Raw genomic sequence first — 25,366 nt, 5'->3', positions numbered from 1 at the left:
GCTCATCATTTATGCAGCGGGTCATTTATGCATCGGATCATCCCAGAACGGCCGCACGGCTTCGTGTTCAACGTCGGCACGACTCACCCCGATGTCCTTCAACGCTTCGTCACTCAGACTGGCCAGCAACTCGCGCTCACGGTGCAGTTCGTACCAGCGGCTAAACTTGTGCAGCAGGTCGGAAACGATATGGCCGTGGCCGGAAAATTTTGATTCGTCTACATACTCTCTTTGACCTTTCATCGTGTTGCCTCCTTTGTGGATGGCTCAAGTCTCGCGCCGGCGCTAAGATCAATCCAACGAATGTTTCTGATGGCATGCATCACGGAGATTCATCAATTGTCGGCCTACCCCAGTATCGATACCGATGTCCTGCGCACCTTCGTCGCCATTGCGGATCAGGGCGGTTTCACCCGCGCCGGCGAAATGGTCAACCGCACACAGTCGGCGGTGAGCATGCAGATGAAGCGTCTGGAAGAAGACGTATTGCAGCGACAGTTGTTCGAGCGCGACGGACGCCAGGTGCGCCTGACCGCCGAGGGCCAGGTGCTGCTCGGTTACGCGCGGCGCATCCTCAAGTTGCACAGTGAGGTGTTCAACACATTGCGTGAGCCACATATGGTCGGCACGGTGCGCATCGGTACGCCGGACGATTATGTGATGCGGTTTCTGCCGGGGATCCTGTCGCGGTTCGCGCAGTTCTATCCGCTGATCCAGATCGAAGTGCACTGCGAATCGACCAAGCAGCTGCTGCAACGCACTGATCTGGACCTGTCGATCGTCACCCGCGAACCGGGCAACGAGATCGGCCAGTTGCTGCGCAAAGAGCGTTTCGTCTGGGCCGAGGCGCAGAATTTCAGCGCCCACGAACAGACGCCGCTGCCCTTGGCGATGTTCAACAGCGATTGTTTCTGCCGTTTGTGGGCGTGTAATGCCCTGGATGCGATGGGCCGCGAATACCGCATCGCTTACAACAGCACCAGTCTGTCGGCGCTGATGGCCGTGGTCAGCGCGGGTCTGGCGATCACCGCGCAACTGGAAAGCCTGATCACCCCGGACATGCGCATTCTTGGCGCCGCCGAGGATCTGCCACTGCTGCCCGAGGCCAGCATCATGCTGATCCGCAACCTGAACAATCCGTCGCCGATCACCGAGTGCCTGGCCGAGCACATCGTCGAAGGCTTCAAACTTTAAACGCGAGCATCACCGCACACAGCACCAGGAAACCGCAGAACAGCCCGCGCAGGAGTTTTTCCGGCATGGCGTGGGCGACTTTCACGCCCCAACTGATGCTGGCCAGACCACCGATGGCCAGCGGCAGGCCGATCATCCAGTCCACTTCGTGGTGTACCGCGTAAGTCACCAGGGTCACGCCGGTGCTTGGCAAGGCCAGCGCCAGCGACAAGCCTTGAGCAACCACTTGCGTGGTGCCGAACAAGCTGGTCAGCACCGGCGTTGCCACCACCGCACCGCCGACACCGAATAAACCGCCCATGGTCCCGGACGCCGCGCCAAGCACGCCAAGCCACGGCCAGGAATAGCGCATTTCGGACGTCGCAGCAGGTGGCTTGCCGAACATCTTCAACAAGTTGTAGATCGAGAGCACCACCAGGAACGCGACAAAGCCGATGCGCATGGTTTGCGCATCAATGCCCACTGCCCAGATCGAACCGATCCAGGCAAAGCAAAAGCCCATCACCGCCAAAGGCAGCGCATGTCGCAGTTCGATGCGATTGCGCTGGTGATAACGCCACAGCGCCAGCATCACGTTCGGCACTACCATGACCAGCGCCGTGCCTTGGGCGATCTGCTGATCGAGACCAAACCAGACGCCGAGCAACGGGATAGCGATCAAGCCGCCGCCGATGCCGAAGATACCGCCAAGTGTGCCAAGGGCGGCGCCGAACAACAGGTACAACACAAACTCCATCACAGCCAATTCCTCTTACGTCAGGTGACTCATCCTACGCAGTCGCGGCTGGCGGGGAAACGCATAGCAACGCACAATGGCTATGCCGATTTCGCACAAGCGTTTAGCCGATATGAACCCTAATCAATTGACCGATCAACTCGGGCTGTTTCTCGACGTGCTGGAAAGTGGCAGTTTTTCCGCCGCTTCACGTCGTCATCCGCTGACACCGTCGGCCGTCGCGCGACGGATCGACAGCCTGGAAAGCGCCGTCGGCAGCCAGTTGTTTATTCGAAGCACCCACGCCGTACGAGCAACACCCGCCGGCCTGGCGTTTGCCGAACGCGCCCGGCGAATTGTCGCCGAGTTGCAACTGGCCCGGGCCGAAGCCGTGTCCCTGAGCAGCGCGCCGGAAGGTCTGATCCGCATTGACGCCCCCGCCGCGTTTGGACGCCGGCATCTGGCGCCAGTGATCGCTGACTTTCTCGTGCTCTACCCCGGACTGGATGTGCAATTGCACCTGATCGACAGTTTCGTCGACATGGGCGGCTCGAACCTGGGCAAAGTCGATCTGGTGCTGCGCGCCGGGCAAATGGCCGATACGCGACTGGTGGCCACGCCACTGGCGAGCATGGTGCGCATTGCCTGCGCCAGCGCCGAGTATCTCCAGCGTCGTGGGGTGCCAAGCGTTCCTGCGCAGTTGCATGAACACGATGGTCTCGACTGGGAGGGGCTCGCTCCGCCCTTCGCCTGGCGCTTCGAACACGACGGGCAAATGCAATTGCATCGCCCGGGCCGTATCCGCATGAGCGCCAACAATGCCGAAGCCCTGGTCTGCGGCGCTTTGGCTGGCTTGGGCATCGCCCATCTGCCGACGTGGCTGGCCAGCGAATACCTGTTGCGCGGCGAACTGCTGCCGTTGTTCTGCGAAAACGGTCTGCCGATGCCGGAGTCCACCGGCATCTACGCGCTGCGCATGGAACAACAAACCAACTCGCGCAGCCGCCTGCTTCTGGAATATCTCAAGACCCGTTTCAGTCCGGTGCCTCCATGGGATCTGGCGTTACAGCGGGATCTGGGTCGACACTAGCACTGGAGAATTATCTGGCGCATTAAAGATTCGAGCGCTAGATTCATGTCCATCACCGATCAAGGCTTTGACATGACTTCCGAACGCGACACCTGTGATGACCTGCTGCTGGATAACCAAGCCTGCTTCGCCCTGCATTCCACCTCGTTGATGATGACCAAGGTCTACAAGCCGCTGCTGCAAGCGCTTGGCCTGACCTATCCGCAGTACCTGGCGATGATGGTGTTGTGGGAGAAGGATGGTTTGACCGTCGGAGAAATCAGCACTCGGTTGCTGACCGATCCGGGCTCGCTGACGCCACTGCTCAAACGCCTGGAAGGCGAAGGTTTGCTCAGCCGCACGCGCAGTCGAGAAGATGAGCGCGTAGTGATCGTCGAACTGACCGAGCAAGGCCGCGCGTTGCAAGAAAAAGCCCAGACCGTTCCACAATGCATCCTTGGCGCCAGCGGCTTTTCTCTGGAACGTCTGCAACACCTGCAAGCGGAGTTGCAGGCACTGCGCAGCCATCTACAAGAAAGCCTGATCTGACCCAACACTTGTCCCCTGTGGGAGCGAGCCTGCTCGCGAATGCGATCTGTCAGCCAACTGATTTGTTGAGTGAGACATCCCATTCGCGAGCAGGCTCGCTCCCACATTGACTTCGTCGCCAGCAAAATATTTTCAACAACTGATCTGCAGCACAAACCGCTCTAAATCAGAGCTTACAGCCCCTCTCACATCCCCACCCCTTAGTCGAAGCGCGGATTTCTCAAAAATATATCTTGCGCACTAAATATTAGCGCGATACATTTATCTCGCAGTTACTTAGCGCGCAAATAATTAGCGCAACACATCGCACTCAACGAGGCTCACACCATGCAAACTCTCTACACCGCAATCGCAACCTCCACTGGCGGCCGTGATGGTCGTGCGATCTCCAGCGACAACATCCTCGACGTCAAACTCGCCACCCCGAAAGAACTCGGCGGTGCCGGTGGCGCAGCGACCAACCCAGAGCAACTGTTCGCAGCCGGCTATTCGGCCTGCTTTATCGGTGCGCTGAAATTCGTTGCCAGTCAGACCAAACGCAAAATCCCTGACGACGCCTCGATCACCGCCCACGTCGGTATCGGCCAGATTCCTGGCGGCTTCGGTCTGGACATCGACCTGCACATCAGCCTGCCGGGCCTGGAACAAGCCGACGCACAAGCGCTGGTCGACGCCGCTCACCAGGTCTGCCCGTACTCCAACGCCACCCGTGGCAACGTCGATGTGCGTCTGCACGTCACCGTTTGAAGCCATACGCAAATTCCAATGTAGGAGTGAGCCTGCTCGCGATAGCGGTTGAGTCAATCAATGTAGATGTCGACTGGAATGACGCTATCGCGAGCAGGCGAAGGCCTACAGGGGATCCTGCGGCGTGACACATATCGCAGGCACAAAAAAGCCCGACTCAATGGTCGGGCTTTTTCTTTCCGCAAAAACCGATGCTTATTTAGCACGGCCTTTGTAGGAACCGCCTTCGCGGGTGTCGATTTCGATCTTGTCACCGATTTCGATGAAGTCAGCAACTTGCAGCTCAGTACCGTTGGCCAGCTTGGCTGGCTTCATGACTTTGCCGGAAGTGTCGCCACGCGCCGAACCTTCGGTGTAGTCAACTACGCGCACGATAGTGGTCGGCAGCTCTACGGAAACCAGACGCTCTTCGAAGAAGATCGCTTCGCAAACATCGGTCATGCCTTCTTCAACGAAAGGCAGAACAGCTTCGATGTCTTCAGCGTTCAGCTCGTACATGGTGTAGTCAGTGGTGTCCATGAACGTGTAGGTGTCGCCGCTGATGAAGGACAGGGTCGCTTCTTTGCGGTCGAGGATTACGTCGTCCAGTTTGTCGTCAGCGCTGTAAACGATCTCGGTCTTGTAACCGGTCAGCAGGTTTTTCAGCTTGGTTTTCATGATCGCGCTGTTACGGCCCGATTTGGTGAATTCAGCTTTCTGAACCAGCCAAGGATCGTTCTCGAGACGGATCACGGTACCGGGTTTCAGTTCTTTACCAGTTTTCATTGCGAATATCCGAATTTGGATGGGATTTACAAAAATCTAGGCCGCGTATCATATCCAATTTAGGTAAAACTGTACCAGCGCTGCGGCAAGATCAGCCTGCAAGCCTTGTTCCAGACACCATTTTTCAGCATTTTCCTGCAGTTCCGGCCAGTGTTTGCGGGTCGCAAGCCAATGTTCACCGATCGGTTGACTGGCACTCCACGCCCGCCACAGACCGTTCATCGCCTCAGCGGCGCCTGGCGACAAGCCTTTTGTGTAGAGCGCAAGGAAGGCATCGAGCTTGTCCAGATGGATGTCTTCGTCCTGCTGATAGATGTGCCAGAGCATCGGCCGCGCCGCCCATTGCGCCCGCACGAACGAGTCCTCACCACGCACCGCGTTGAAATCGCAGCACCAGAGCAAGTGATCATATTGATCCTGTCGGACGAACGGCAGCACCTGCACGGTGAGCGACTGACGCACATGAATCGCACCAACCGCAAGGTTTTCCACCTCGAGCCAGCGCGCCACATCGCCAAGAATCCGCCCTTCCGGCACCAGCAGATGAGTCGGTGCAGCGTCCGCCGCCAAAACGTCCAACCAGCTGGCCAACCCGGCATTCTCGTAGGCAAACAGCGAAATCAGCTGAGCGCCAGGCGCAGGATCGATGCCAAGACTTTGCAGGAATTGGCGCTGAGCCTCGGCATCCTGCTGAAATTGCCGACGCTGATCGAGCAATCCTCGCTCTCGCAACAATCCGCCAGTGCCCGGCTGGAATCCCGGAAAGAAGAAGAATTTCTGCACCGTTTTGTATTTGACCGACGGCAATCCATGGCAACCGATCACCCAGTCTTCGGCGCTGAGATAATCGAGGTTCATCCACAGTGGCGGCTGCTCGCGCGCAGCCATCGCGTCCATGTAGTCAGTGGGCAGCTGACAGGCAAATGCGGCGATCACGACATCGGCGGCGTCAGCGTGCGACCACTCGGCCGGCCAGTGTCGCACTTCGACGCCATGCTGCCATTGCTGTGCCTGGTCGATATCGATCTCGGGGCAGATACGTTCAAACGCACGCAGATCATCGACCCATAAACGCACCGGCAAACCATGCTCAGCCACCAATTGCCTGGCCAGACGCCAGGTCACGCCGATGTCGCCAAAGTTGTCGACCACGGTGCAGAAAATATCCCAGCGGGGTTTTAATTCCGGCATTCAAGACTCCCGTTGGCAAAAGCAGCGATTGTCCGCATAAATGACCTCGCGCAGAAGAGCCGACGGCGATTAATCTTCGTGCGACAATCGCCACTTGCCCGTCATCATCCGCCAGGAGGCTGCCATGCCCTATCGCCCCAATCCGCGTCGCCCGTTGCCTGTTCAGCTAAGTGCGCTGCATTTGACCGGCAGCATTGCCTTGGGCATGTGGCTGGGCTTTCTCGCCATTGCGCTGACCTGTTGGCTGCTGTCGCATTTTGTCTTCAAAGAGCAATTGGTACCGGTGGCTCAAGCGGTGCAGCAACTGGCCAATCCGCCCGCCGTGCAGGTGCAGCCGGACATTCCGCCGCAGAGCCCGCTGTTCGACCAGTACGAAGAAAACCTGCGCAAGAATGAACAGCAGGCTCGACTCGATCAAGCGCGCAGCAGTTCGCGAAATCAGTCGAACCCGAAATGCCAGTTCTGGCTGCAGCAGGATCAGACGGCTCCAAGCGAGAAAAGCCGCGCCAACGTTTTGCAATTCTGCGATTGATCATGAACAAACACAGCGTCCACCAACTGATTCTCGACAAGCTGCGCGTTGACCTCGACATCGCCGAACGCGCCGCACAAACCGCTTACGAAACCGCAACCCACGAAGAAAACATCGCCGAAAACAAGTACGACACGCTGGGTCTTGAGGCGTCGTATCTGGCGGCCGGACAGGCGAAACGTGTCGAAGAAATTCGCCATTCATTGGCGCTGTGCCAGAACCTGACTCTGCGTGCCTACGATGAAAATCGTGGCATCGAGGTCGGCGCCCTGCTCGGTCTGGAAGACGAAAAGGGTCGCGAGCAATGGCTGTTTCTGGCACCGGATGCGGCAGGTCTGAAAGTCGACGTGGTCGGTCAGCCGATTACCGTCATCACCCCGCGCTCGCCGCTGGGCAAAAGTCTGCTGGGCAAGCTAGAAGGTGATGAGGTGGAGATACTGGTGGCGGGCACCCGGCAACAGTTTGCTGTCACCGAGGTGCTCTGATTCAACGGATCAGTGAACCGGCAGTTCGACGCCGTCGAACAGTTCTTCCAGTTCCTGCTTGTTGTGGCACTGAATGGCTTTGGCCATCACTTCGCGGGTCAGGTGCGGGGCAAACTTCTCGATGAAGTCGCACATGAATCCACGCAGGAAGGTGCCGCGACGGAAACCGATCTTGGTGATGCTCGATTCGAACAGTTCGCTGGCATCCAGCACCACCAAATCATTATCGAGCTTGGTGTCGACGGCCATTTTCGCCACGATGCCCACGCCCAGGCCCAGGCGCACGTAAGTTTTGATCACGTCGGCGTCGGCAGCCGTGAACACCACTTTCGGCGTCAGGCCACGATGGCTGAAAGCTTCGTCGAGTTTCGACCGGCCGGTGAAACCGAACACGTAAGTCACGATCGGGTATTCGGCCAAGGCTTCGAGGGTCAGCTTCGGCAGCTTGGTCAGCGGGTGGCCCTGCGGCACGACCACGCAGCGGTTCCAGCGGTAGCAAGGCATCATCACCAGGTCGCCGAACAGCTCCAGCGCTTCGGTGGCGATGGCAAAATCCACAGTGCCGTCAGCGGCCATTTCGGCGATCTGCATCGGCGACCCCTGGTGCATGTGCAGCGCCACGTCGGGGTATTGCTTGATGAAATTACTGATCACCGGCGGCAGTGCGTAACGTGCCTGGGTGTGGGTGGTGGCGATCGACAGGGTGCCTTTTTTCTCGTTGGAGAATTCCTGGGCGATCTGCTTGATGCTTTCGACCTTGCGCAGAATCTCACCGGCGGTGGTGATGATGCGCTCGCCGGCCGGGGTCACGCGGGTCAGGTGCTTGCCGCTGCGAGCAAACACTTCGACGCCAAGTTCGTCTTCCAGCAGGCGGATTTGTTTACTGATGCCCGGTTGCGAGGTGTAAAGGCTTTGGGCTGTAGCGGAAACGTTGAGGTCGTGGTGCGCCACTTCCCAGATGTAGCGCAATTGTTGAAGCTTCATATGAATCCCTCAAAGCAGGTAGACGCCACGGGCATCAGCGACGGTATATAACTATATTAATGGTTTGAATAATAAATCTAGAACTTTTTTATCAAAGCGCCATTATTCCTGCCTCAGCGATCCTCCCGCCGCCGACGCTCCACCAACGGCACCAGATAAACCGGCACCTTGGCCAATTGCAGGACCCGCGCCGCCGTGCGCCCCAACGGCGTTTCCGCGCCCACCCCGTGGCTGTGACTGCCGACGATCAGGAGATCGACAGAGAGTTTCTGCACCTGGTCGAGTATCACTTGCGACGGATCACCCTGCAGCACGCGCACCGCGCGAATGCGCTGCAGATCCTGCTCGCCTTCATCTCCCAGTTCTTCGCGAAAACTTTCCAGCACCCGCTGCTCGATATTGGCGATGACAGTTTTCAGACCCTGGCTGTGAAATTCGTTCAATGCCTGCTCGTCGAGATAGCTCTGCAACACCGATTCGGCAAACAGCCCCATCGGCTCCACCGCGTGCACCACGTACAAATCGGCATTGAATGTTCGCGCCAGCGCCAAGGCATGCTGCATCACTAACGGTGCGTACAGACCGAGGTCAGTGGCATACAGCATCGAACGAATCATATGACCTCCTCGCGTGCCAACATGGCGGAGATTTGATTCAGCTTAGCAGTGCCTTGGCGAGTACGACGTGCGACGCAACGTCTTGAAGCACGTAGGCTTTAGACCGACGGTTCGTTACTGATGCCGTGCGGTACGTGGCCGGTGGCAACGACTTCGCGGGCGAGTTCGCAGTGGCCGGCCTGATCGTCGAAAAACACGTCGGCAGCAAACGCTTCAAGGAACGCCGACTTGGTCAGGCCGCCGAGGAACAGGGATTCGTCGAGGCGGATGTCCCACTCGCGCAAGGTGCGGATCACCCGCTCATGGGCCGGCGCCGAACGCGCGGTGACCAGCGCCGTGCGGATCGGGCAATCGTCATCGGGAAACTCGCGCTGCAACAGATTGAGCGCTGCCAGAAAACCTTTGAACGGCCCGCCGCGCAAAGGCTCGCGGGCGGCTTCACGCTCCTTGGCCTGAAACGCTTCCAATCCGCCGGATTGATAGACGCGCTCCGACTCATCGGAAAAGATCACCGCGTCGCCGTCGAAGGCGATGCGCAATTCGTCGCTGGCCGCGCGGCTGGCGCCACCGGACAGAATGGTTGCAGCAGCGAATCCGGCATCCAGCGCGGCGCGCACATCTTCGGCATGAGTCGACAGAAACAGGTCGCAACCGAACGCTTTCAAATACGGATACGGACTGCGCCCGCCGACGAACGCCGCGCGGGAAATCGCCAGACCGTAATGGTGAATCGAGTTGAACACGCGCAGTCCGGTGTCGGCGCTGTTGCGCGAGACCAGAATCACCTCGACCCGTGCTCGGCCGAGGCGACTGTTCAGGCTCAGGAGTTTTTCCACCAGCGGGAAGGCGTCGCCGGGCGCAAGAATTTCGTCTTCGTGCTCGATCTGATATTGCCGATAGGCTTCGACCCCGCTCGACAGATAGACCTTGTGGCTCTCGCTCAGGTCGAACAAGGCGCGCGACGAAATCGCCAGCACCAGTTTGTCATCGATGTTCTTGGCCATGCCTTCCCCCAGAGCGACCGGCTTAAACGTTGCGCCGGTCGATAAAACTTAAATTGCGATACAACGCTTCGATGCGCGGCAGCTCACAGCCCGCCGCTTTCGCCGCTGCCAATGGCCGAGCGTAGATCGCTTGCAGCTCCAGCGGGCGTTTGTGTGAAAAGTCGTGGTACATGCTCGGCCAGTAGTCGGGCATTTTCTCGGTCATCATGAACAGATAGTCGGCGTATCCCGGCGGCACGTCATGGCCGCAGGCCTTGGCGCCCTGCACCACTTCGGCCATCAACGCCTGAATCAACGCGCGACTGTCGGCATCGGCCATCAGCGGTGTGGTGCTGGCGCCGAGCAGAACCGAAAGTCCGTTATAAGGAATATTCCACACCAGTTTCTGCCAGCGCGCCTGTTGCAGATTGGGCATGGCCTGGGAATCGATTCCGGCAGCGCGGAACAACCCGGCCCCCTCCTCGACAATCGCCATACGTGCGACGTCATCACTGGCCGGACCGCTGTGATAACCGAGGTTCACCGCGCCCAAGGCTTGATGGGTGACTTGTCCAGGCCCCTCACGATGCACGCAGATCAGGCACAAACCGCCCAGCAGGTGAAGAAAATCGGGAAGCAGTTCACGCAGGCTGTCCTCGACGTCGAGACCGTTTTGCAGGACCAGCACTTTCGCATCGGGTTTGGCCGCTTGAATGATTGAAGGCGCGAGGCCGGCGTTGCTGGTGGTTTTCGCTCCCACCAACAGCCAGTCGCATTTGGGCATGTCTTCGGCCGACGAATAGGCCTGCGCCGGATGCAACGTCAGCGGGCCATGCACCGCGCTGTTGATGTGCAAGCCGCGCTCGGCCACCGCTGAAAACTCGCTGCGCAACAGGAAGTGCACATCGAAACCGGCGCGCGCCAGCATCACACCGTAAAACCCCCCGATTGCACCGGTACCGATAATCCCTATGACCGGTTTATTCACTGCCCCCATCATGGCAACTCCTCTGCAATTCGACCCAGTGCCTGCGCCAGCGCCGCGTTCAGCGCATCGGCCGTCAGGCGCGTGTGCAATGCCCCAAAGAACTCGCCGTCGCGCACCACAAACAGCGCCGGCAAATGAAAGACCTGATAGCGCTCCACCAACCCGCCGTTGTCGCCGGCATCGATCCAGCACAACTGATCGATTGCCAGATCGAGTCCCGGCAACACCTCGCGGGCATAACGGCAACTGGCGCAGCCAACGCTGGTGAAAATCACCAGCGAAACGCCGCTCATCGCCAATAGCCGTTGGTCGGCGTCGAAATCGGTCAGTTCGGATTCGACCACTATACTGGGGGAAACAATGTCAAATGGCCGACACAGGGAGTCTGTGCTCATGGGACGTTTCATTCCTCATCCGGACGAGGTGCCGGTTGAATTAACCTTGCTCAAGCCTGAGTGTATTTCCAGGCAACAGCTGCACACTATCAGCCTCGGCGGCATCGCTTGCAATTACCACCGTGCCTGGCGCCATGGCACCGCCCTGCAAGTACGCATGCCGACACTCAATGCCGACATCTGTTATCCGGGCTATGTGGCGTGGTGCCTGCGACGCAAAAAAGGCTATCTGGTGGGCATCGCGTTCACCGATGAGCAGACACTGTTCAGTGCGCGAATGGGTGAGCAAGTGTGTCAGATCGAGCGCTATTGCCGCATGCACGACACCCACGATGACCTGCAAGAAATTCAGGCAGTCGCCCTGCAATGGGTCGAGCAACACGCCGACGAGTTCTCCCACGACAGCGTGCGCAAGGCTTTTGCGCAGCCAGCGCTGGACTAAAGCACCTTTTGCCCATTGTCTAGCAGGCGCTTTACGCGCTAAGGTTCCGCTCCCCGACGCGCTTAAATCTGCTGTGCTCCGCCGCGCGGGGATCGCTGGCGGCCGGCACCCGTGACCTGACGAGTAAACGATGGCTGATTTACCGATCAACGACCTAAACGTCGCCTCTAACGAGACCCTGATCACTCCCGATCAGCTCAAGCGTGATATCCCTCTGAGCGATGCTGCCCTGCGCACCGTCACCAAGGGTCGCGAAGTCATTCGCAACATTCTTGATGGCACCGACCACCGTCTGTTCGTAGTGATCGGCCCGTGCTCGATCCACGATATCAAGGCTGCCCACGAATACGCCGATCGCCTCAAGGTGCTGGCTGCGGAAGTTTCCGACACCCTGTATCTGGTCATGCGCGTATATTTCGAGAAGCCACGCACCACCGTCGGCTGGAAAGGCCTGATCAACGATCCGTACCTGGATGACTCGTTCAAGATTCAGGACGGTCTGCACATCGGTCGTCAGTTGCTGCTGGATCTGGCCGAAAAAGGCCTGCCAACCGCGACCGAAGCCCTCGACCCGATCTCCCCGCAATATCTGCAGGACCTGATCAGCTGGTCGGCCATCGGCGCGCGTACCACCGAATCGCAGACTCACCGCGAAATGGCTTCCGGCCTGTCCTCGGCAGTCGGCTTCAAGAACGGCACTGACGGCGGTCTGACTGTGGCGATCAACGCCTTGCAGTCGGTGTCCAGCCCGCACCGTTTCCTTGGCATCAACCAGGAAGGTGGCGTGTCGATCGTCACCACCAAAGGCAACGCCTACGGTCACGTGGTGCTGCGCGGCGGCAACGGCAAGCCGAACTATGATTCGGTCAGCGTGGCCCTGTGCGAGCAGGCGCTGAACAAGGCGAAGATCAAGCCGAACATCATGGTCGATTGCAGCCACGCCAACTCCAACAAGGACCCGGCCCTGCAACCGCTGGTGATGGAAAACGTCGCCAACCAGATCCTCGAAGGCAATCAATCGATCATCGGCCTGATGGTCGAGAGTCACCTGAACTGGGGTTGCCAGGCAATTCCAAAAGACCTCGCCGACCTGCAATACGGCGTGTCGATCACCGATGCGTGCATCGACTGGTCCGCCACCGAGAACACCCTGCGCAGCATGCACGCCAAGCTCAAGGATGTTCTGCCGAAACGCCAGCGCAGCTGATACGCGTTTTACAGGCATAAAAAAACGCCGGGCAATGCCCGGCGTTTTTGTGTGTGCGATTCAGATTTTGGCGGCGCGGCGCTGATGACGTTCCATGTAGCGCTCGACGTAGGAACATGACGGGATCACCGTGTAGCCCATTTCTTCGGCGTACTGCAGCGCGCTTTCGGTCAGCGCTGCGGCAATGCCACGGCCACGCAGGGCGTTGGGCACGAAGGTGCGATAGATATCCAGGGTCTGTTTCCCCAGATCCATATAGGTCAGGTAGGCACGATGACCGTCCACATTGGTCTCGAACTGATGACCAGCCTGGTCATGGTGGATGGACAACGCCTCGCTCATCACTACTCCTCGCGGGTCTTGAATTCTGACCCCTACCTTACCGATGTTTTTCCGGCGAAGGAACATCTACGCCACCCCGTGCCTGATGGACACCGAGAAGAGCCACACCGATCTCGCGCAACCTGGCACCTGATAAATAGTAGGCACCATTGGCAAAAATGCTCAAGGTACGCTCGTCATCAAGCGGGTTGACGGGGGTTGCTCCGATGGACGCAGAGGTGATTGGGGAGAAGATCTTCCCGGGCCACTCACCTGAACATTGCCGGATGTTGAGACTTAAGACGTGCAGCCTTTTTTAAAGTCACCTCAACATGGACAAAGATAAGCGAAGCAGCGCGCAAAATCGGAACAAAAGTGTGGACGAATTCATCTAGACAGACTTTAGCCAAGACTGCAAAAACAGCACGTGGCAACGGGAACTTTTTCTCATTAACTCGCTCAGCTCGGGGCTTGCAGCTGGGTATTTTTTAAGCAGTGCAGTTAAAAGTTGCTCGAAAAAGAATCAACGCCTACAATTTTTTTTGCTTCTTGCCTTACGTCAGTTTACTTACTACAAGTAATGGGTAGTATGTACGCCGGCTATTTCCTCAATCGTGAGGAGACAGCCACTTAATTTGAAAGTCCTTGAAGGGGAACACGATGAACAACGTTCTGAAATTCTCTGCTCTGGCTCTGGCCGCAGTTCTGGCTACCGGTTGCAGCAGCGCATCGAAAGAAACCGAAGCACGTCTGACCGCTACTGAAGACGCAGCTGCTCGCTCCCAGGCTCGTGCAGACGAAGCTTACCGTAAAGCTGATGAAGCTCTGGCTGCTGCTCAAAAAGCACAACAGACTGCTGACGAAGCTAACGAGCGTGCTCTGCGCATGCTGGACAAAGCTAGCCGCAAGTAATAATCCCTCGGGATTGTTATCAAGCCGACCCGATTTTTCGGGTCGGCTTTTTTGTGCCCGATGCTTTTCCCCGGGCAATAAAAAACCCGCCGACGCTACACGCATCGGCGGGTTTTTGATCTCGACTTACTGCTGCAAGTCGATCGGTGTGTTCGAGACTATCGGCGCCGAGGTATTCGGCGTGCCGATTTCAGTTGGCAGACCATCTTCAGCCGCGACCACATCACGCACCACATCCCAGTTCACGCGCAGGTTACTGGTGACGTCTTCACGCTTGAGCATCGCATTGATCACGGCAGTGTGCTTGTCGACCACCGACGGGTTGCCCTTGTCGTCGATTGGTGTGTGCGCTTCCAGATAGACCTTGCCGCCACTGCTGCCGAACTTGTAGGCATCGTTGAGGATGCGCACCGAGGTACCGACCGGGACCATGCTGGCCATTTCCAGCACGTTGTTGTTGAACATGCGGAAGCAGCCGTGGCTGGTGCGCATGCCGATACCGAATTTCTTGTTCGAACCGTGGATCAGGTAGCCCGGCGTGCCCAGGGTGAACTTGAACGGACCCAGCGGATTGTCCGGGCCGGCCGGCACTACGTTCGGCAGCGGGTCGCCGTCAGCGGCGTGTTCAGCCTTGATCGACGCTGGAGGCGTCCAGGTCGGGTTAGGCGTCTTGGCGGTAATCGAGGTGTGCGCGATCGGCGAACCCCAGCCCTCACGACCAATACCCAGCGGGAACGTGTACACCACGTTCTTGCCTTTCGGGAAGTAGTAGAGGCGGTATTCGGCGAGGTTGATGACGATGCCTTCGCGCGGGCCCGGCGGCAGAATGAAACGGGTCGGCAGAACGATTTCGGTGCCGGCGCCCGGCAACCAGGCATCGACGCCCGGGTTGGCCGCGACCATTTCCGAGTAACCCAGATCGTACTTCGTGCCCAGATCGGCGAAGGTGTCTTCGTACTTGGCTTTGATCACCTGCACCTGACCGATGATGTCTTCACCGGGTGGTGGCAGGGGAAACTCCAATGCAGCAACGGGACCGGCCACACACAGGGCGGCAAGTGACAGGCAGCGGGTGACGGCAGGAAAGCGCGGCAACATCCGGAAAATCCTTCGCATGATCAACAAGGGTATAAGAGCGCGATTGTACACCGCACTTTGAATATTCGGGGAGCCACGCCGATGGACCGTGCTGAATGCGAAAAGATCGCAGCCTTCGGCAGCTCCTACAGGATTACGCGAACCCATGTAGGAGCTGCCGCAGGCTGCGATCTTTTGCTCTTAAAGCTCGAAACGCAGCTCCGGCCAGATTGGCGAGGTGCCGCGCTTCTGCGACTCCAGAATCGCCCGGCACAGCGAGCACAGGCGCTGATCCTGAAACACCCGGCGATCCACGCTCGACCAGCGCGGCTGCGCCGGCAGCAGACTGCCGCACAGGGTGCGATCGGCCGAACCACCGAGTTCGAGTTGCCGGGTCACCAGATGCACCCGCACTTCCTGGCAGGCGAACAGATCCAGCTGCTCGTCAGGCTCGATCAGTTGGTAGGCAAACAGGGACCAGGCAGAACGCGACATCGGGGGCTCCAAATAAGGGGGCGCCACATTAGCCGAAAGCCTGCCCTTAGAAAAGCCTCATAACAGCGGTTTTAGCGTCGGCCAGACATTTTCCAGCAACTTGCCCTGAGCCCCGGCCGCCGGGTGCAGACCATCGGCCTGCATCAGGTCTGGATGACCGCCGACGCCGTCGAGGAAAAACGGCACCAGAGGGATCTTTTTATCGTCGGCGAGTTTGCCGTAGACCTCGGCAAAAGCATCGGTGTAGCGCTTGCCGTAATTGGGCGGCAGTTGCATGCCGAGCAACAGCACCTTGGCCCCGCTCTGACGCGAGCTGTCGATCATCGAGGCAAGATTTTGTTGCAATTGATTTGGCGGCATTCCGCGCAAGCCATCATTGCCACCCAGTTCGAGGATCACCAGTTCCGGCTTATGCTCTGCAAGCAGCGCCGGCAGCCGTGCCTGGCCTCCGGCACTGGTGTCGCCACTGATCGAGGCATTGACCACTTTGTCGTCGAAACCCTCCTGTTTGAGCCGTTGTTCGAGCAACGACACCCACCCCAAGCGGGTATCCAGTCCGAAACCGGCGCTGATACTATCGCCAACGATCAGGACAGTACCCGCCGCTGCGTTCTGGGCCATGCACATCAAGGCCAGGCCAGCACTCAAAAACCACACACGCATCGGATTCTCCATGGGCGCAAGCATTCTCACCGCGAAGAACCTCAGCAAAGTGGTTCCCAGCGCGGAAGGTGAACTGACTATCCTGCACGAACTCAGCCTGGAACTGAACAAGGGCGACAGCCTCGCCATCGTCGGCGCATCCGGTTCAGGCAAATCCACCCTCCTCGGCCTGCTCGCCGGTCTCGACCTGCCGAGCAGTGGCGAAGTCATTCTCGCCGGGCAAGGACTGAGCAATCTTGATGAAGACCAGCGCGCACGCATTCGTGCCGAGCATGTCGGTTTCGTCTTCCAGTCTTTTCAATTGCTCGACAGTCTCAACGCACTGGAAAACGTCATGCTGCCGCTGGAACTCGATGGCCGCAAAGACGCCCGTGAACGCGCGACCGAATTGCTCCAGCGCGTCGGACTCGGCCAGCGCCTCACGCACTCGCCGCGCCAGCTCTCCGGTGGTGAGCAACAACGTGTTGCGATCGCCCGTGCGTTTGCCGCCGAGCCCGATGTGCTGTTTGCCGACGAACCGACCGGCAACCTCGACAGCCACACCGGTGAGCGCATCAGCGATCTGCTTTTCGAATTGAACAAGGAACGCGGCACCACCCTGGTGCTGGTGACCCACGACGAACGCCTGGCCCATCGCTGCCGGCGCCTGATCCGTCTTGAAGCCGGGCTGTTGGTCGCCCCTCTGGAGCCTTGATGGCACGTTTGCCGCTGTTGCGTCTGTTCAGTCTCGCTATACGCCAACTCCTGCGCGATGCCCGCGCCGGTGAATTGCGCGTGTTGTTCTTCGCCTTGGTCGTTGCAGTAGCGGCGAGTACCGCCATCGGCTATTTCGGTGCCCGACTGAATGGCGCGATGATGCTGCGCGCGACCGAGTTCCTCGGCGCCGACCTGGTGCTTGAGGGAAGTTCGCCAGCACGCGAAGAACAGATCAGAAGCGGCACCGAGCTGCGTCTGAAGCATGCGCAAGTGGTGGAATTCTCCAGCGTCATCGCCACCGACAACGGCATTCAGCTGTCGAGCATCAAAGCCGTCGACCGCGCCTATCCGTTGCGCGGCGAACTGAAGAGTGCGCCAGCGCCCTTCGCCACCGAAGAACCCGGCGGTGAACCGCAACCCGGCGAAGCCTGGGTCGAAGCACGCCTGCTGACCGCACTGGATCTGAAGATCGGCGACAGCATCGATGTCGGCATGAAGACATTGAAAATGACCCGCGTGCTGACCTACGAACCGGATCGCGCCGGCAACTTTTACAGCCTCACGCCGCGGGTGATGATCAACCTCGACGACCTCGCCGCTACCGGCGTCGTGCAACCCGGCAGCCGCGTGAGTTACCGCGAACTGTGGCGCGGTGAACCGCAGGCGCTGGAAACCTATCGGCAACTGATCAAACCCGGGCTCGCCGCGAACCAGCGGATTCAGGATGCGCGCGATGGCAACCGGCAGATTGGCGGTGCACTGGGCAAAGCCGAGCGTTATCTGAACATGGCCAGTCTGGTCGCCGTGCTGTTGGCCGGTGTCGCGGTGGCGTTATCGGCCAACCGTTTTGCCAGTCGCCGTTTCGATGCCAGTGCGTTGTTGCGTTGCCTTGGTCTTTCGCGCCGGGAAACCATGGTGCTGTTCAGTTTGCAGTTGACCGTGCTCGGGCTGCTCGCCGCACTGAGTGGTGCATTGCTCGGCTGGTTGGCGCAACTGGGTTTGTTCGCGCTGCTGCATGATTTGTTGCCAAGCGATGTACCACCGGGCGGGCTGTTTCCAGCCATCGCCGGGATCGGCACCGGGCTGGTGGCGTTGGCCGGTTTCGCCTTGCCGCCGCTGGCCGCATTGGGTCGCGTGCCGCCGCTGCGGGTGCTGCGCCGCGACATGCTGCCGATCCCGTCGAGCACGTGGATGGTTTATGGCGCCGCGTTGGGTGCGCTCGGTTTGATCATGTGGCGCCTGAGCCTCGATCTGCTGCTGACATTCGCCCTGCTCGGCGGTGGCGTGGTCGCCGCGTTGGTCTTGGGTGGTTTGCTGCTGTTGTTGCTGCAAAGCCTGCGGCGGATGCTCGCCCGAGCTTCGCTGCCATGGCGCTTGGGCCTGGGCCAGTTGCTGCGCCATCCCTTGGCAGCGGCCGGTCAATCGCTGGCATTCGGTCTGATTCTGCTGTCGATGGCCTTGATCGCCCTGCTGCGCGGCGAACTGCTCGACACCTGGCAAAACCAGCTTCCGAAAAACGCTCCCAACTATTTTGCTCTGAACATCCTGCCAGCAGACAAACAGGCGTTCACCGATCACCTGATCAAAGTGTCCGCGCAAGCCGCGCCACTGTATCCGGTAGTGCCGGGACGATTGATCAGCATCAACGGCGAAGCCGTGCAGCAAATCGTCAGCAAGGATTCGGCGGGCGACCGCGCGGTTCAAAGAGATTTGAGTCTGACCTGGGCCGCTGATTTACCGGCGGGCAACAAGCTCACTGCCGGTGAGTGGTGGAAAGATCAGCCGACCGACGATGTTCCCGGCGTATCGGTGGAAGGCAAAGTCGCCGAAAGCCTCCAGCTCAAACTCGGCGACCACATGGTGTTCAGTGTCGGCGGGGTCAATCGCGAGGCGAAGGTCACCAGCCTGCGCGAGATCAACTGGGATAATTTTCAGCCGAACTTCTTCATGATTTTCCAGCCCGGCACTTTGAAGGATCTGCCCGCGACCTACTTGACCAGTTTCTATCTGGCTCCGGGTCATGATCAGCAGATCGTCGAACTGTCGCGAACCTTTCCCGCTGTGACCATTCTTCAGGTCGAAGCGCTGCTGGAACAACTGCGCAGCATCCTCGCCCAAGTCACCCTGGCCGTGGAATATGTATTGTTGTTTGTTTTGGCAGCGGGAATGGCCGTGCTGTTTTCCGGCTTGCAGGCGACGCTCGATGAACGCATTCGCCAAGGCGCGCTGTTGCGTGCACTGGGGGCGGAGCGGCAGTTGCTGATCAAGGCACGGCGTATCGAGTTCGGTTTGCTCGGTGCGGTCAGCGGATTGCTCGCGGCGATCGGCTCGGAAGTGGTGAGTCTGGTGTTGTATCGCTACGCGTTCGATCTACCGTGGCACCCGCATCCATGGTTGCTGGTGCTGCCGTTGATTGGCGCGGCGCTGATTGGGGGAGCCGGCGTGTTCGGAACGCGCCGGGCACTCAATGCAAGTCCACTGACAGTGTTGCGTGAGGGTTGATAGACTCAAGCGGTCTTAATCACAAGAAGTTGCCATGAGCCGTTATCGCCCTCCCCGCTCCGCCGGCACCGCGCTGATCACCCCCGAAGGTGAAGCGCGGATGCGCGCCGAATTCCATGAGTTGTGGCATGTGCGCCGCCCGCAAGTGACGCAATCGGTCAGCGAGGCGGCGGCTCAGGGCGATCGCTCGGAGAACGCCGAATACACCTACGGCAAGAAGATGCTGCGCGAGATCGACAGTCGCGTGCGCTTTCTCACCAAACGCCTGGAAGCATTGAAAGTCGTCAGTGAAAAACCCAGTGATCCGAACAAGGTCTACTTCGGCGCGTGGGTGACCATCGAAGACGAAGACGGCAAGCAATCGCGCTACCGCATCGTCGGCCCGGATGAACTGGATCTGAAACTGGGTCTGATAAGCATCGACTCGCCACTGGCCCGCGCCTTGATCGGCAAGGCGCTGGATGCAGAAGTCCGGGTGCAGACGCCGACGGGTGAACAGTTCGTTTACATCGTCGCTATCGACTATCCGTAAAGCGTATCAGCGTCGGGTGATCAAGCCCTGCCGCGCAACGCGGGTCAGTTGCTTGATCATCTCCGGCGCATCCTCAACGCTCGGCGCTTGAATCACCGCCAGATCAAAGCTGTCACTGGCAAAACGCGCCAGCGACTCGCCGTCTTCGACAAACTGGATCAGGAACGCGGCAGGACCGCCGCTGCGACGTGGCCAGCCATCGAGATAACGCAACAGCGTCGGCTGATGTTTGCCACCAAGGAGAATTTTCGGGTTGCGCTGGGTGATATGTGCCGTGATCGGCGCGGGACGTGCTGGAGGGCGTAGTGCATTCATCGTGTCGTGTCTCTGCCTCAAAAGTCTGCATGGCAGGTGAGAGGCAACACCGAACCAGCGCTTTAGCGGTATTTCGAAGCCCTGTTCCGGCTTCTGACGGCAACTGTTGAAGTCACCTGGCGCCCCGCAAGTAGCTGTTTAAATCGGCGCATGGGCAACATCCTAGAGAACGTGACCGATCAGTGTCAAGAATCAGCCGCAACAAAAAAAGGCCCGCACAATGCGAGCCTTTTCCTTGAGCCAGAGCGCTTAACCGGCGATGGCGCGGTCCACCGAGAGCTTGCCGGCACCTTCGATCAGGACGGCGAGGCTGCCACCGAGCAGGGCCAGGGCGAACTCGTAACCGTTGTTGGCCATAAACAGACCGTTGCTGATGTGTACGGTGAAGATCGCCACCAGCGACAGGAAGGTCAGGCCCAACGCCGCCGGACGCACCAGCAGGCCGATGATCAAGGCCAGGCCGGCGAAGAACTCAGTACCGCCCGCCAATGTGGCCATCAGGTAGCCCGGGTGCAGGCCAATGCTGTCCATGTACTGCGCGGTGCCTGCCAGACCATACCCACCGAACAGACCGAAGAGTTTTTGCGAGCCGTGCGCAGCGAAGATTACGCCGACGGCAATGCGCAGGATGGTCAGACCGTAGCCGGCACGGGTGAACAGTACTTTGTTGATCAGAGAGCTCATGGGGCATTCCTTGTTTTTGCGAGAAGTTGTGTGTGTGTTGGTTGGCCGCTATATTAATCAGTAAAATTCATGTTAAAAGCGCAAATATTCCGCCATAACAATCAGTTTATTAGATCATTTCCGTGAGACGACTTTTTGCGCCCCGGGCTCCAACGACTCCCGCTCCCGGTCGAACGCCAAGTAATACTTGTTCACGCTATTAACATAGCTGACCGGCCCCATTCCTACCTGCTCCATGGCAATGCGCTCGACCTGGAAGAACCACTGGTTGGGATTCAGCCCGCGCCGCCGGGCCTCGGCGCGCATGCCCTGCACGCGCTCGGGGCCAATGTTGTAGGCCGCGAGGGTGAAGGCCATGCGCTCGCGCTCGTTGAGTTTGGGGCTGTTGAAAAACTTGCGGCGAATCATCGCCAGGTACTTGGCCCCGGCCTGCACATTCGCATCGAGATTCTGAATATTGCTCACGCCGACTCGCTGAGCGGCGGAAGGCGTGATCTGCATCAGCCCCGTCGGGCCGCTGCCGCTACGGGCGTTGGGTTGCAGGCGTGATTCCTTGAACGCCAGTGCGGCCAGATTCAGCCAGTCCATGTTCTGCGCGGCGGCGTGCTTTTGCAGAGTCGGGCGCAGTTTTTCGAGACGCTGGCGATCGGCCTTAGCCAACGGATTGTGGACTTGGTACAGGCGTCGATAGATGCGCAAAAACGCAGCATCTTCGTTCGAGGGTTTCTTGTAACCGCCGAGGAAGCGGTCAATGCTTGCACGCAACATTGCGGCGTCACGGCGCACGAACCAGTACTCCTCGCCCGGCTCGCTGATGATCAGTTGCCGGTCAAAACGCAGCTTCGGCAGGATCTTGCCCCAACGCTCGGCGATAGGTTGTTCGACGATGGTCAGGTGAAAAATCCCGCCCTGAACCATCTCCAGCACATCTTCGACCGCCAGGGTCGGATCGACCCATTCGATCTTGATCGGCGCCAGTTTGTGCAACGCCAGTTTCTGATTGAGCTGACTGACCGCCTCCCCCGCCGCACTGCCGGTGGGCAACGCGAGGGTTTTGCCGGAAAGTTGCTCGACCTTGGTGTAGCGTCGCTCGCCCTTGATCCCGACCAACACCAGCGGCACGTTGCTGGCGACCGGTTCGCTACTGGCCACGGCATAGCCAGATTGCAGATCGAGCAATTCACCCGGTGCGACCAGATCACCTTCGCCACGCTGCAAGGCGCCGAGCAATTGGTCCTTGGCTTTGGGAATGATCTTGAGGGTGATTTCCTGGCCATCGCGAGCATGGCCATTGAGGTATTGCTCGAAGGCACGCAGGCGATGGTATTCGACGCCGATGGCCTGGCCCTGAACTTCGCCGGAGCTGTTGCGGCTCTGGTTGACCAGCACGCGCAATACGCGGCTGCTGCGAATCTCGGACAAGTCCCGCACCTTGGCCGCCGGCACGGCTTGCAACGGCCCGGGCAGGCGCGCGACCGCCGTCATCGGCAGTAGCAACGATCCACACAACAGGAGCAAAACCGAGGGACGAACCATCCACTCTCCGGAAAGAATACGGGGCAATTTCATCTCTGAAAGATCGAAATCACCGACAAAAACAGAGCGCTTGGAGCGCTGGCAAAGTGCGAGAGACTGGCACAGTAATGGCACTTCTGCCAAACCGGGCTGCGTCGCGGCATCAAAAGACAGCTATAACTCGTTGTAGTTCTTGGCTTTTCTTATGAATCTACAGCTCTGGTATGCTTTCCGGCCTTCGGCCCGAGGTAGCAACCATGCAACTCATCGATATCGGCGTCAACCTGACCAACCCCAGTTTCGCCGACAAACACCAGGCCGTGCTTGATCGCGCCTATGCGGCCGGGGTCTGCCAACTGGTGCTGACCGGCACCAGCGTCGAGGGTAGCGAACAGGCTTTAGAGCTGTGCCAACAGCTGGATGAAAGCGGTCAACGGTTGTTCGCCACCGCCGGTATTCATCCGCATTCGGCCAGCGACTGGAACGCCGATAGCGCCCGACGTTTGCGCAGTCTGTTGCAAGAAAAAAACGTTGTTGCCGTGGGTGAATGCGGTCTGGATTTCAACCGTGATTTCTCGCCGCGCCCACAGCAGGAAAAAGTCCTCGAAGAACATTTGGCGTTGGCCGTTGAACTGCAATTGCCGGTGTTTCTGCATGAGCGTGATGCCAGCCAGCGCCTGTTGGAAATCCTCAAAGGCTTCCGCGATCAACTGCCCGCCGCTGTGGTGCATTGCTTCACCGGCGAGCAAAAAGCCCTGTTCAGCTATCTCGATCTGGACCTGCACATCGGTATCACCGGCTGGATCTGCGACGAGCGCCGTGGCACGCATTTGCATCCGCTGGTGAAAGAGATCAAACGCGGGCGCCTGATGCTGGAAAGCGATGCGCCGTACCTGCTGCCGCGCACCCTGCGACCGAAACCAAAGAATGGGCGCAATGAGCCGGCCTATCTGACTGAAGTCCTGCGCGAAGTGGCGTTGCATCGTGGCGAAACCGAGGAAGATCTGGCGGCGCACACCACCGCGTGTGCCCGCGCGTTCTACAACCTCCCGGCATTGGCGTAAGCCGCAAAAGATCGCAGCCTTCGGCAGCTCCTACAGGGCGTACGCCATCCCAATGTAGGAGCTGCCGAAGGCTGCGATCTTTTGATCTCTTGACTCACATCAAATCGAGTCCTCTGCATAGCGGCACAATAATGGCACCTTGCCAAAACTGTTTCCGCTATCAGAGAAGACCTCCATGGGTGCCTGGCTTAGCAATATCTCGCTGAAATACAAATTCTGGGCGGTCAATGCGGTCGCCTTCGTCACCACCCTGTTGCTGGTGCTGTACGCCGTGCAGCTCGAACAACAGGCGCGCAGTCACGCATCACAGGCCTCGGCGCAAGCCCAGGCGCAATTGCTCAAGGCCTGGCCGGCCGGGCAGCCATTGCCGAAGACCGATCAGGTGCTGACCTTCAAGCGCGGCGAAGCACCGCGCCTGAACGATCAGCCCTTGCTGGAAATCACGGAAAGCAACGGCTGGAACGAGATCAATCACCTGCCGCTGTTCGGCGATAACCCGCTGATGGGCGCCGAAGTGTTTAGTCGCGCCGATGGCCAGCAAGTTGCGGTCATTGCCTACGGCCCGAGTCTGAGTCAGGTGTTCAGCGAGCGTTTCGCCAATTACGCTGTGGCAGTGTTCATCCTGATGTTCGCCATGCTGTGTGCCTCGCAACTGCTGATCCGCTTTCTGCTCAGCCAGCTCAACACCTTGAAGGACGTCATGCTTCACGTTGAGAAAAGCGGCGATCTCTCGGCTCGTGTGCCACTGGCCGGCAAAGACGAAGTCGGGCAGATGGCCAATGCGTTCAACGCGATGCAGGCCGGTTACCAGCGCGTCGTCACCACCGTGGCCAACACCGCACGGCAACTGGATGTCGGCGCGGCGCGACTGGCATCGAGCATGAACGAAGTGCGCCACGGCATGCTTGGTCAACAGAGCGAAACCGATCAAGCGGCCACGGCGATCAACGAAATGACCGCCACCGTTTATCACATCGCCCAACACGCCGGCGCCACCCGCGACTTGTCGCAGACCGCCGATGGTCTCGCCGGCAGCGGTCAGCAAGTGGTCGCGCGGGTGCAGCACTCGATTGCCGGGCTGTCCAGCGGTGTGCAGCAGACGGCCGAGATGATTCAACGGCTGGCCGAGGACAGTCAGAAGATCAACGGCGTGGTCAGCGTGATTCACAGCATTGCCGAGCAGACCAACTTGCTCGCCCTGAACGCTGCCATCGAGGCCGCCCGCGCCGGTGAAATGGGCCGGGGGTTTGCCGTGGTCGCCGATGAGGTGCGCAATCTGGCGAAGCGGGTGCAGACCTCGACCGATGAGATCACCACGATGGTCTCGGCCTTGCAGGCTGGCACCCGCGATGCGGTGGATTTCATGCAGGAGAGTTCGTACAAAGCCGACGATTGCGTGCAGCAGGCGCAGGAGGCCGGCGAAGCACTGGCGGAAATCACCGGGGCGGTGGCGCAGATGCGTGAAAGCAACACGCAGATTGCCGTGGCGGCGGAGCAGCAAAGCCAGGTTGCCGAGGAGATGAACCGGGCGGTGGTGAGTATTCGTGATGTGACCGAAAACACCGTGCAGCAAACAGTGGATTCGGCGACGACCAGTAATGAGCTGGCGACGTTGGCCGGGGAGTTGAGCAAAGCAATAGGTCAGTTGAAGCTCTGAAGATCAAAAGATCGCAGCCTTCGGCAGCTCCTACAGGTGTACGCATTTAAATGCAGGAGCTGCCGAAGGC

At 59.1% G+C, this 25,366-nt stretch carries 30 protein-coding genes; 14 read left to right on the top strand and 16 right to left on the bottom strand.

What is annotated here, in order from left to right; translation table 11 throughout:
* Window positions 1–21 precede the first annotated feature (21 nt).
* Entirely contained in the window at window positions 22–243 is a 222-nt protein-coding gene (locus PMI23_RS23220; RefSeq protein ID WP_007908607.1) for a DUF1127 domain-containing protein, read from the bottom strand.
* Window positions 244–339: 96 nt separating this feature from the next.
* Here PMI23_RS23220 and PMI23_RS23215 point away from each other — a divergent pair, with 96 nt between their 5' ends.
* The gene (locus tag PMI23_RS23215; RefSeq protein ID WP_007908606.1) at window positions 340–1,194 is read left to right on the top strand and encodes a LysR substrate-binding domain-containing protein; all 855 of its coding nucleotides are present in this window, start codon (window positions 340–342) and stop codon (window positions 1,192–1,194) included.
* On the opposite strand, the gene PMI23_RS23210 is transcribed toward PMI23_RS23215, so the two are convergent.
* Window positions 1,184–1,930, bottom strand: a complete 747-nt coding sequence (locus PMI23_RS23210) for a sulfite exporter TauE/SafE family protein (protein WP_007908605.1) — start codon at window positions 1,928–1,930, stop codon at window positions 1,184–1,186. The two genes, PMI23_RS23215 and PMI23_RS23210, sit on opposite strands and share 11 nt — an antisense overlap.
* Window positions 1,931–2,042: 112 nt before the next feature.
* Here PMI23_RS23210 and PMI23_RS23205 point away from each other — a divergent pair, with 112 nt between their 5' ends.
* The 3 genes from PMI23_RS23205 (at window position 2,043) to PMI23_RS23195 (ending at window position 4,274) form a co-directional block, all read left to right on the top strand.
* On the top strand, window positions 2,043–2,999 hold the full coding sequence (locus PMI23_RS23205) for a LysR family transcriptional regulator (protein WP_042705017.1): 957 nt from the start codon (window positions 2,043–2,045) through the stop codon (window positions 2,997–2,999).
* Window positions 3,000–3,071: 72 nt separating this feature from the next.
* Window positions 3,072–3,527 (top strand): MarR family winged helix-turn-helix transcriptional regulator, encoded by a 456-nt coding sequence (locus PMI23_RS23200; RefSeq protein WP_177321068.1) that lies wholly within the window; start codon window positions 3,072–3,074, stop codon window positions 3,525–3,527.
* A gap of 327 nt (window positions 3,528–3,854) precedes the next feature.
* Window positions 3,855–4,274, top strand: a complete 420-nt coding sequence (locus tag PMI23_RS23195; RefSeq protein WP_007908600.1) for an organic hydroperoxide resistance protein — start codon at window positions 3,855–3,857, stop codon at window positions 4,272–4,274.
* 195 nt (window positions 4,275–4,469) lie between these two features.
* Here the strand turns inward: PMI23_RS23195 and PMI23_RS23190 are convergent, their stop codons facing one another.
* Both PMI23_RS23190 and earP read right to left on the bottom strand, forming a co-directional pair.
* On the bottom strand, window positions 4,470–5,039 hold the full coding sequence (locus tag PMI23_RS23190; protein ID WP_007908599.1) for an elongation factor P: 570 nt from the start codon (window positions 5,037–5,039) through the stop codon (window positions 4,470–4,472).
* Window positions 5,040–5,087: 48 nt separating this feature from the next.
* A complete protein-coding gene (gene earP / locus PMI23_RS23185; protein ID WP_007908598.1) occupies window positions 5,088–6,230 on the bottom strand; it encodes an elongation factor P maturation arginine rhamnosyltransferase EarP in 1,143 nt (380 codons plus the stop codon).
* A gap of 124 nt (window positions 6,231–6,354) precedes the next feature.
* Between earP and PMI23_RS23180 the strand changes: the two genes are divergently transcribed.
* Entirely contained in the window at window positions 6,355–6,762 is a 408-nt protein-coding gene (locus tag PMI23_RS23180) for a hypothetical protein (RefSeq protein WP_007908595.1), read from the top strand.
* 2 nt (window positions 6,763–6,764) lie between these two features.
* On the top strand, window positions 6,765–7,247 hold the full coding sequence (locus PMI23_RS23175; RefSeq protein ID WP_007908593.1) for a GreA/GreB family elongation factor: 483 nt from the start codon (window positions 6,765–6,767) through the stop codon (window positions 7,245–7,247).
* A gap of 9 nt (window positions 7,248–7,256) precedes the next feature.
* Here PMI23_RS23175 and cysB read toward each other — a convergent pair whose 3' ends face one another.
* From cysB to PMI23_RS23150, 5 genes are all read right to left on the bottom strand, one after another.
* On the bottom strand, window positions 7,257–8,231 hold the full coding sequence (cysB, locus tag PMI23_RS23170; protein WP_007908591.1) for an HTH-type transcriptional regulator CysB: 975 nt from the start codon (window positions 8,229–8,231) through the stop codon (window positions 7,257–7,259).
* A gap of 113 nt (window positions 8,232–8,344) precedes the next feature.
* On the bottom strand, window positions 8,345–8,848 hold the full coding sequence (locus PMI23_RS23165; protein ID WP_007908589.1) for a universal stress protein: 504 nt from the start codon (window positions 8,846–8,848) through the stop codon (window positions 8,345–8,347).
* 98 nt (window positions 8,849–8,946) lie between these two features.
* Window positions 8,947–9,852, bottom strand: a complete 906-nt coding sequence (locus PMI23_RS23160) for a 5'-nucleotidase (protein ID WP_007908587.1) — start codon at window positions 9,850–9,852, stop codon at window positions 8,947–8,949.
* A 22-nt stretch (window positions 9,853–9,874) separates the two neighbouring features.
* Window positions 9,875–10,831, bottom strand: coding sequence for a putative 2-dehydropantoate 2-reductase (locus PMI23_RS23155; protein ID WP_007908586.1), 957 nt, complete (start codon window positions 10,829–10,831; stop codon window positions 9,875–9,877).
* A complete protein-coding gene (locus PMI23_RS23150; protein ID WP_042705015.1) occupies window positions 10,828–11,214 on the bottom strand; it encodes a thioredoxin family protein in 387 nt (128 codons plus the stop codon). Before PMI23_RS23150 ends, PMI23_RS23155 begins: the two co-directional genes overlap by 4 nt.
* Here PMI23_RS23150 and PMI23_RS23145 point away from each other — a divergent pair.
* Together PMI23_RS23145 and PMI23_RS23140 are read left to right on the top strand one after the other, a co-directional pair.
* The gene (locus tag PMI23_RS23145; protein ID WP_007908584.1) at window positions 11,213–11,656 is read left to right on the top strand and encodes a PilZ domain-containing protein; all 444 of its coding nucleotides are present in this window, start codon (window positions 11,213–11,215) and stop codon (window positions 11,654–11,656) included. The genes PMI23_RS23150 and PMI23_RS23145 overlap by 2 nt on opposite strands.
* A 130-nt stretch (window positions 11,657–11,786) precedes the next feature.
* The gene (locus tag PMI23_RS23140) at window positions 11,787–12,863 is read left to right on the top strand and encodes a 3-deoxy-7-phosphoheptulonate synthase (RefSeq protein ID WP_007908583.1); all 1,077 of its coding nucleotides are present in this window, start codon (window positions 11,787–11,789) and stop codon (window positions 12,861–12,863) included.
* A 60-nt stretch (window positions 12,864–12,923) separates the two neighbouring features.
* Here PMI23_RS23140 and PMI23_RS23135 read toward each other — a convergent pair whose 3' ends face one another.
* A complete protein-coding gene (locus PMI23_RS23135; RefSeq protein ID WP_003226804.1) occupies window positions 12,924–13,205 on the bottom strand; it encodes a GNAT family N-acetyltransferase in 282 nt (93 codons plus the stop codon).
* A 639-nt stretch (window positions 13,206–13,844) separates the two neighbouring features.
* Here PMI23_RS23135 and oprI point away from each other — a divergent pair.
* On the top strand, window positions 13,845–14,096 hold the full coding sequence (gene oprI, locus PMI23_RS23130) for an outer membrane lipoprotei OprI (protein ID WP_003199355.1): 252 nt from the start codon (window positions 13,845–13,847) through the stop codon (window positions 14,094–14,096).
* Window positions 14,097–14,222: 126 nt separating this feature from the next.
* Here oprI and PMI23_RS23125 read toward each other — a convergent pair whose 3' ends face one another.
* The 3 genes from PMI23_RS23125 to PMI23_RS23115 form a co-directional block, all read right to left on the bottom strand.
* On the bottom strand, window positions 14,223–15,194 hold the full coding sequence (locus tag PMI23_RS23125; RefSeq protein ID WP_007950157.1) for a L,D-transpeptidase family protein: 972 nt from the start codon (window positions 15,192–15,194) through the stop codon (window positions 14,223–14,225).
* 180 nt (window positions 15,195–15,374) lie between these two features.
* Window positions 15,375–15,668 (bottom strand): hypothetical protein, encoded by a 294-nt coding sequence (locus PMI23_RS23120; RefSeq protein WP_007908575.1) that lies wholly within the window; start codon window positions 15,666–15,668, stop codon window positions 15,375–15,377.
* Between the two features lie 57 nt (window positions 15,669–15,725).
* Entirely contained in the window at window positions 15,726–16,331 is a 606-nt protein-coding gene (locus PMI23_RS23115; protein WP_007908573.1) for an arylesterase, read from the bottom strand.
* 10 nt (window positions 16,332–16,341) lie between these two features.
* Here PMI23_RS23115 and PMI23_RS23110 point away from each other — a divergent pair, with 10 nt between their 5' ends.
* Genes PMI23_RS23110 through greB form a run of 3 tightly spaced genes read left to right on the top strand, consistent with a single transcriptional unit; the run spans window position 16,342 to window position 20,061 of the window.
* Window positions 16,342–17,025: an ABC transporter ATP-binding protein gene (locus tag PMI23_RS23110; RefSeq protein ID WP_007908572.1), complete on the top strand. Its 684-nt coding sequence runs from the start codon at window positions 16,342–16,344 to the stop codon at window positions 17,023–17,025.
* Window positions 17,025–19,529 carry an ABC transporter permease gene (locus PMI23_RS23105; RefSeq protein ID WP_007908571.1) on the top strand — a complete coding sequence of 835 codons (2,505 nt, stop codon included), beginning with the start codon at window positions 17,025–17,027 and terminating at the stop codon, window positions 19,527–19,529. The genes PMI23_RS23110 and PMI23_RS23105 overlap by 1 nt, the downstream gene beginning before the upstream one ends.
* A 34-nt stretch (window positions 19,530–19,563) precedes the next feature.
* On the top strand, window positions 19,564–20,061 hold the full coding sequence (gene greB / locus PMI23_RS23100; RefSeq protein WP_007908570.1) for a transcription elongation factor GreB: 498 nt from the start codon (window positions 19,564–19,566) through the stop codon (window positions 20,059–20,061).
* A gap of 6 nt (window positions 20,062–20,067) precedes the next feature.
* On the opposite strand, the gene PMI23_RS23095 is transcribed toward greB, so the two are convergent.
* The 3 genes from PMI23_RS23095 to PMI23_RS23085 form a co-directional block, all read right to left on the bottom strand.
* The gene (locus PMI23_RS23095) at window positions 20,068–20,376 is read right to left on the bottom strand and encodes a hypothetical protein (protein ID WP_007908569.1); all 309 of its coding nucleotides are present in this window, start codon (window positions 20,374–20,376) and stop codon (window positions 20,068–20,070) included.
* 249 nt (window positions 20,377–20,625) lie between these two features.
* On the bottom strand, window positions 20,626–21,060 hold the full coding sequence (locus PMI23_RS23090) for a DoxX family protein (RefSeq protein ID WP_007908568.1): 435 nt from the start codon (window positions 21,058–21,060) through the stop codon (window positions 20,626–20,628).
* A 114-nt stretch (window positions 21,061–21,174) separates the two neighbouring features.
* Entirely contained in the window at window positions 21,175–22,596 is a 1,422-nt protein-coding gene (locus PMI23_RS23085) for a transglycosylase SLT domain-containing protein (protein WP_007950156.1), read from the bottom strand.
* A 236-nt stretch (window positions 22,597–22,832) separates the two neighbouring features.
* Here PMI23_RS23085 and PMI23_RS23080 point away from each other — a divergent pair, with 236 nt between their 5' ends.
* Together PMI23_RS23080 and PMI23_RS23075 are read left to right on the top strand one after the other, a co-directional pair.
* Window positions 22,833–23,639, top strand: a complete 807-nt coding sequence (locus tag PMI23_RS23080) for a TatD family hydrolase (RefSeq protein WP_007908557.1) — start codon at window positions 22,833–22,835, stop codon at window positions 23,637–23,639.
* Between the two features lie 175 nt (window positions 23,640–23,814).
* Entirely contained in the window at window positions 23,815–25,296 is a 1,482-nt protein-coding gene (locus tag PMI23_RS23075; protein WP_007908555.1) for a methyl-accepting chemotaxis protein, read from the top strand.
* Window positions 25,297–25,366 lie beyond the last annotated feature (70 nt).

The sequence above is a fragment of the Pseudomonas sp. GM24 genome, assembly GCF_000282235.1.
Classification (GTDB): Bacteria; Pseudomonadota; Gammaproteobacteria; order Pseudomonadales; family Pseudomonadaceae; genus Aquipseudomonas.
This window is presented reverse-complemented; position numbering and strand designations above follow the sequence as displayed.